This window comes from Paraburkholderia lacunae (assembly GCF_003353175.1).
In the GTDB taxonomy this organism is placed as follows: domain Bacteria; phylum Pseudomonadota; class Gammaproteobacteria; order Burkholderiales; family Burkholderiaceae; genus Paraburkholderia; species Paraburkholderia lacunae.
The window spans coordinates 85,598-91,901 of sequence record NZ_QHKS01000028.1 but is presented as its reverse complement, the minus strand read 5'-3'; the positions used below and the strand labels follow the sequence as shown (position 1 = coordinate 91,901).

Genomic DNA, 6,304 nt, shown 5'->3' with positions numbered 1-6,304 from the left:
GTGACGCAGGCTGTGCAGCGTCGGGCGCCGGGCTCCCGAAGAGGGCAACATGTCAAGCCGGCGGGCGGTACGCGTGAACCAGGTCGCGAAGAACCCGTAGTTGATTGCCGTTCCGATTTCGGACATGAAGAACAGGTCCGACAGTCCTGCGTACCCCAGTTTCTCGCGGAGCAATGCATAGGTCTTCAGCTTCTCCGCCGTCGTCGGGTGCAATGGCACAATCCTCGACTTTCGGAACTTGGTCTCGAGGACAAGGATCCTCGGCGGATCGGCGTCGAGTTGGACGTCGTTGCCGGTCAATCGGATGGCCTCGCCAGCGCGGATGCCAGTGCTGGCCAATAGGCCGATCATCGACACGTAGACGTGCGGCCGCAGCGTGCGCCGTGGCCGCATTGCGGCGGCGGCATCAAGAATGCTGGCGAGTTCCTGTTGCGTGAAGATGTAAGGTCGCCGCCGTTGTGGTCGTGCAAGCAACCCGGTTCCAGGAACCTGTGTCTCCGGGACGCTGGCCCGCAGATAACAGAGGAACCTCCTGACCGTGGAAAGGCGGCTTGCCTGCCCGGCAGGACTTCGGACGGACGACAGCCCGCATGCCCACTCGACCGCGAGTCGAGCGTCGATTGGCCACCTTCCGTCCGCGGAAATGACATACTCGACGAAACTGCTCAGCAGCACCTTTCTGGCTGCATCATCGAACCCGAGCGCCTCGCGAACAGCAAGATAGGCATCAAGGTGGTCGCGCAATTCCAAAGGCCCGTTCATGATCGCGCTCCCGGCCACGGCAGCGCCACCTGCACGAGCCTGGCGACATCCAGCTTCGCGTAGATCGCCGTCGTCGCCAGCGACGCATGCCCGAGCACATCGGCGACATCCTTGAAACTCGCTCCTTCGCGTACCATCTGGGTGGCCGCCGTATGGCGCAGCGCGTGTGCAGCGCCCGCGATGCCGACCACGCCCGATCGCGCCATCGCGCGTCGGACGGTGCTCGATATTACCGAGGTGTCGCGAATTGGCCCGTACGGCTTCTTGGTGCTCAGAAAGACCGTGCGACAGAGGCTGGCAGGACGTTCACGTTGGAGGTAGGCATATAGGGCCTCGCCGACGTCGCAGGGCAAAGGTAGCAGGCGTTCGCGATGTGATTTCCCGGGGCCGATACGTACATATCCCTCTGCCCAGTCGATATCTTCGAACGTCAGGTGCGTAGCCTCACAGGCTCGCAATCCGATCCTCGCGAGCATAAGCAGGATGGCATGATCACGTAACTCGTGTGGACTGCCATCCCATGCTGTGCCGATCACGCGTTCGGTTTGCTCGACCGTGAGATGAGCTGGCAGCGACGCGTGTTTCCATTGGGGCATCGACGGAATCGCGGCTTCCAGCCCAGCGTCAGCCATTCCGCGGAAGACGAGATACCTGAGCCATGCCCGCATGGCGGTCCCCGCATGCTTACGCGAGTGGCCGTGAACGCGGGCAGCCTCCTGACGAACGAAAGCCGTGAGCCATTCCGCGCGCAGTACACACCGGTCCGGAAGGCCTGCTCCGCGGTGATCGGCCAGAAACCGGCGAACGAAAAAGGAATATCGAAGGCGGGTGGCCGGCGCAAGCCCTACGACCTGCGATAGGTGACGGTCGAAATCATCTACCCATCGATCCAGTTCGGCGGGCAGATCTACAGGCCGCGACGCCCTTGCAGCCCTTTGAGGCAGGGTTCCGGACTGACCGGAAAAAATCGTCTTGATCATCAGCTTCTCCCGTCGGCCATCATGGCCGATCGGAAAAGCTTGCTCTCATTATGCGAATAGGCCGCTGGCGGCATCGAGCGCAATCCGTTACGGCTCAGACGTCGCCACTGTCGAAGCCAGTCGAGCTGGATATAACCCGGAACTGTGTCTAAAAGCGCTTATGCTCTGCAGAGGATAAGCGCTTACCCTGTCGGGACACGATTGAAGGACATCAACGATAGCGTGTATGGCCAAGGTGGCTGGCTGCATGTCGATAGGGCTTTGGGTCTCTGGGCAAGAACGTGTCCCCCGTAGATGCGGTTGACCGCAGGAGTCGAAGCGGCCGATTCTTCTGCAACCGACAGCCACAAATGGCTGCCGGCACCCTACGATTGCGGTTACGCGATCGTTCGGGATGCTCAGCACGCCTGCCGCTCAATCGGCAATTAACTGACCTGGTATAACCGGAGCAATTAGAATGTTTTCGGCCGTTCCGTCATGGGCGCAGCGCACTGTGTCGATTGCTTTCGCATGCACACCGCGGTTGAGGGGCACAGAATCGTGAATTCATTGCACATCCGCACTTCGTCGGGCACATCTTCGCGACTTACCCGCTCATAACCGGATCGTTCAAAAAATCGTTGCGCAGTCGTTGTCAGCAGCCAGACTTCGTGTTGGCCACGCGCGCGTGCGATGTCTTTGAGCCGCGTGACCAGTTCTCGCGCGACACCTTTACCACGCCACTTCGAGGAGACAGCCAGCGATCGCAGGAGCACGCTGGAGCCGAGCAGTTCGAGGCCGGCGCTGGCGACCAACGATCCGCGTGCATCTTCGGCGACCAGGAATCCTTCGATGAGCGTCATCGAAATGTACTCTGCGGGTAAGCCGTTCGCGCGTAAAAGACTCTGGATTCCGCCAAGATCGGCGTCATGGGCTTTCCTTATCTTCATGGCTGTCTGCTCATTCGAAGTTGACCTGATGCTTGCCGAGCTTTTGCGCGGAGGCGAAACGTATCGCGACGATGAACGCCAGGGCCGACACCAGCGACACCAGGAACACGGTCCATTCGGGTTATCGACGCGGCCGTGGAGTTACCGATGTCTGTGGCTGATTTGGCATCCGGCATAAACTGCCAGAAAAGCGCCTGCGAGCATTGCGGCTATCGCAAGCGATTCATCAAAGCGACTGGCGGGCTGTCGACACGGAGTTTACCGATTTTATCGACTGTGACCTGGTGAGCGTCGCGCTGGTGGCTGACGATGGCCGCGAGTTCTACAGCGAGCGATCGGACTTCGATCGCGCGAGTTGCAGCGAATTCGTGCGTGCAGCAGTGCTGTCGCAGCTCGGCCAGTACCCCGGGCGTGTGTTCACGCGTGAGGCGTTACGTACAGCGCTTGTCGCATGGCTTGACCAGTTCGCGGACGAACCCGAAGGCGTGCTGTGCTTCGATTATGGCGGTGACTGGGAACTGCTGTGCGATCTGCTCGATGGGTCGCCGGCAGGATGGCAGGCGCACCACGTGGACCAGCTACTCGATCCGGGACGTCAGGAGGATTATTGCCGCGAGCATCGCGGCCGGCATCATGCGCTGGTGGATGCACGCGCAAACCGCTATGCGACGATGAACCTTGGTGTGAAGTGTCGATACCAAACGTGCTGAACCCGGAATAGTACAGTGCTTCATCAACAGGCGATGGACCGGGTCAGAATGACTGAATCTGTCCTAAACATACGAACATGTCCAACAAGGGACGTTGGCCGGTGGCGTCGTGCGACGAACAGGCTTGGTACGGCGGATTGCGGTGATAACGCGGNATCGGAAAAGCTTGCTCTCATTATGCGAATAGGCCGCTGGCGGCATCGAGCGCAATCCGTTACGGCTCAGACGTCGCCACTGTCGAAGCCAGTCGAGCTGGATATAACCCGGAACTGTGTCTAAGAGCGCTTATGCTCTGCAGAGGATAAGCGCGTACCTTGTTCATCCCCCGTCCAGTGCCGGAACGCGCGATGGAACGCGCTCGGATCGTCGAAGCCGACGTCGGCGCCGATCGCCGCGATCGTGTCGGGCGTGTCGGTGAGCCGCTGGATTGCGATATCTCGCCGCAGTTCATCCTTGAGCACCTGGAACGTCGTGCCCTCGGCGGCCAGGTGGCGGCTCAAGGTGCGTACGGAGCAATGCAGATGCTCGGCCGCCAGATCGATTACGGGCAGGTCGGGCAGAGCCGCCGACAGGTACTGCCGCACGCGATGGCACACGAGCTGTTCACTGAATGATTCAAAGATCCAGTCGCCTGGCGCGCGCGCGAGGAACTTCCGCAGGTTGCGCTTGCTCTGCCGGATTGGCGCGTCGAGATAGTCCGCGCTGAAGCGCAGAAGCGTGCACTCGCAGTCGAACTTCACGGACCCGGTGAAGAAGTACACGTGATCGACCGCATGGCGCGGTAGCGGGCACGCAAGCTCGATCTGCAGCAGCGGGATTTTCTGCCCGATCAGCCACGAACACACGCCGTGAACGAGCTTGAGCATCAGCTCCTGGCCGAGCGGGCTGATTGGGCCCACCGCCGCATCCGGCCGCAGCATTACCTGCACGATGAGACCGTCGTTCCTCGATTCGACGAAGAAGTCGTCGAGCAGGATATGGAAGAACTGGCCGAAGCGATGCATCGCCGTTTTGAGGTTGCGCGCATCGAGGAGGCTCAGGCACAGGTACTTGAGCGTGCCGCCGCGCAGCGGGCGCGAGAAGATGCCGGGCATCTCGTCGTCGAGGTCAATCGCGAGCGTGCGGTACAGCGTCGAGAATTGCTCTTCCGTCACGCGCGAATGCGGCTCGCCGAGCAACTCGATTGCAATGCCGGCTTCGTACAGATAGCCTTCGATCACATCGCGCCCCACGCCCGCGCTCGATAGAAAACCGTTGACGAGCGAGATCGGCACCGTGGCGCCCGGCGACGGCAGTGCGCGCCCGCGCTGGGCGGAACGTGAATGTAAGCCGGTCATCGCGTCCCCGTAGACCAAACCGCTCGCATTGTACTTGAGCGGCACGGAACGCCATCGACTTGCAAGCTTCCGGCCCGACTTCCAGAAAGCGTCGGTGCAATGGGAATGATAAGCGAATGTTTCAACTTGCTGTCGTCACCCGCTCCAACTCTAGAGGTACTATTTCCCAAAGGCAAGAAAACAGCTCGATCGGCAGGAGGCAACCTCGGAGAGGTCTCGTCGCGCAGCCTTCGGAAAGACGCGACAGCTCCTAAATGAGTCCAAAGACAATCCTGAGACGTCTTGCTAGCGCGTCAGGTAAGCACTCTCGTGGCCCGGTTCATAAGGCCGCGCCTTGATCTCCATGCGCGCAATGCTCTGCAGATGCACCTCGTCCGGGCCATCGGCAAACTTCAATGCGCGCCCCCACGTCCAGCTGTCTGCGAGCGGCGTGTCGGGGCTCAGGCCCATCGCGCCGAAAGTCTGGATTGCCCGCTCGCACACGGCGGCGTGCACGTTCGGCACGAGCGCCTTGATCATGGCGATTTCCTTGCGCGCTTCCTTCGCGCCCACGTTGTCGATCATCCAGGCGGCCTTCAGTACGAAGAGTCGGGCCTGATCGATTTCGATGCGCGACTTCGCGATCCACTCGCCAACCGAGCCGTGCTCATAGAGCTTCTTGCCAAACGCCGTGCGCGCCTGCGCGCGTTCGATCATCAGTTCGAGCGCCAGTTCGGCGGCGCCGACCGAGCGCATGCAATGGTGAATACGACCCGGTCCCAGGCGCGCCTGCGCGAGCGCAAAACCGCTGCCTTCTTCGCCGAGCAGATTCGAGCGCGGCACACGCACGCCCTTGAATTCGATCTCGCAGTGGCCTTCCGGCGCCGTGTGATTGACCACCGTGATATTGCGGACTATTTTCACGCCCGGCGTGTCGCGCGGCACGAGAATCATGCTTTGCTGACGGTGCGTGGGTGCGTCCGGATCCGTTTTGCCCATGACGATGAACAGCTGGCAATTCGGATGCGCGGCGTTCGTGATGAACCACTTGCGGCCATCGATCACATAGTCGTTGCCATCGAGGCGAATCGACGTAGTGATGTTGGTCGCATCCGAAGAGGCGACTGCGGGTTCCGTCATCGCAAACGCCGAACGGATCTTGCCGTCGAGCAGCGGCTCCAACCACTTCTTGCGTTGCGCGGGCGTCGCGAACATATGGAGCAGCTCCATGTTGCCCGTGTCCGGCGCGTTGCAGTTGAATACTTCGGAAGCCCACGAAACGCGTCCCATGATCTCGGCAAGCGGCGCGTATTCGAGATTCGTGAGCCGCGTGCCCGGCTCGTCTTCGCGTAGATGCGGCAGGAACAGGTTCCAGAGACCTTCCGCGCGCGCCTTCTCCTTCAGTTCCTCCATGAACGAAACGGGATACTGTCCTGCATTCACTTCTTCGTGCCACTGCTGAATGCGCGACACGATATGCGTGTCCATAAACGCACGCACCTGCGTGCGCAGCGCTTCGACTTTCGGGCTGTAGGCAAAGTCCATTTTGCTCTTCCTTCAATCCTGGTGAATGTCGTGCGGCGCGAGCGTCAGTGCGCGCCGCTCAC

At 60.8% G+C, this 6,304-nt stretch carries 6 protein-coding genes; 1 reads left to right on the top strand and 5 read right to left on the bottom strand.

Going from position 1 to position 6,304, the window contains the following annotated elements:
- The 3 genes from DLM46_RS31440 to arsN2 all read right to left on the bottom strand — a co-directional run.
- A partial coding sequence (locus DLM46_RS31440; protein ID WP_115107311.1) for a tyrosine-type recombinase/integrase occupies positions 1-762 on the bottom strand: 762 nt, incomplete at its 3' end.
- A complete protein-coding gene (locus DLM46_RS31435) occupies positions 759-1,742 on the bottom strand; it encodes a site-specific integrase (RefSeq protein WP_115107309.1) in 984 nt (327 codons plus the stop codon). The genes DLM46_RS31440 and DLM46_RS31435, both read right to left, overlap by 4 nt.
- A gap of 452 nt (positions 1,743-2,194) precedes the next feature.
- Complete coding sequence (arsN2, locus tag DLM46_RS31425; protein WP_115107306.1) at positions 2,195-2,671, bottom strand: arsenic resistance N-acetyltransferase ArsN2; 477 nt, start codon at positions 2,669-2,671, stop codon at positions 2,195-2,197.
- Positions 2,672-2,874: 203 nt separating this feature from the next.
- On the opposite strand from arsN2, the gene DLM46_RS31420 reads away from it, so the two are divergent.
- Positions 2,875-3,381, top strand: a complete 507-nt coding sequence (locus tag DLM46_RS31420; protein WP_244306431.1) for a 3'-5' exoribonuclease — start codon at positions 2,875-2,877, stop codon at positions 3,379-3,381.
- A gap of 275 nt (positions 3,382-3,656) precedes the next feature.
- Here the strand turns inward: DLM46_RS31420 and DLM46_RS31415 are convergent, their stop codons facing one another.
- Together DLM46_RS31415 and DLM46_RS31410 are read right to left on the bottom strand one after the other, a co-directional pair.
- Complete coding sequence (locus tag DLM46_RS31415; RefSeq protein WP_244306430.1) at positions 3,657-4,763, bottom strand: AraC family transcriptional regulator; 1,107 nt, start codon at positions 4,761-4,763, stop codon at positions 3,657-3,659.
- A 240-nt stretch (positions 4,764-5,003) separates the two neighbouring features.
- Entirely contained in the window at positions 5,004-6,242 is a 1,239-nt protein-coding gene (locus tag DLM46_RS31410; protein WP_115107303.1) for an acyl-CoA dehydrogenase family protein, read from the bottom strand.
- Positions 6,243-6,304: the final 62 nt, after the last annotated feature.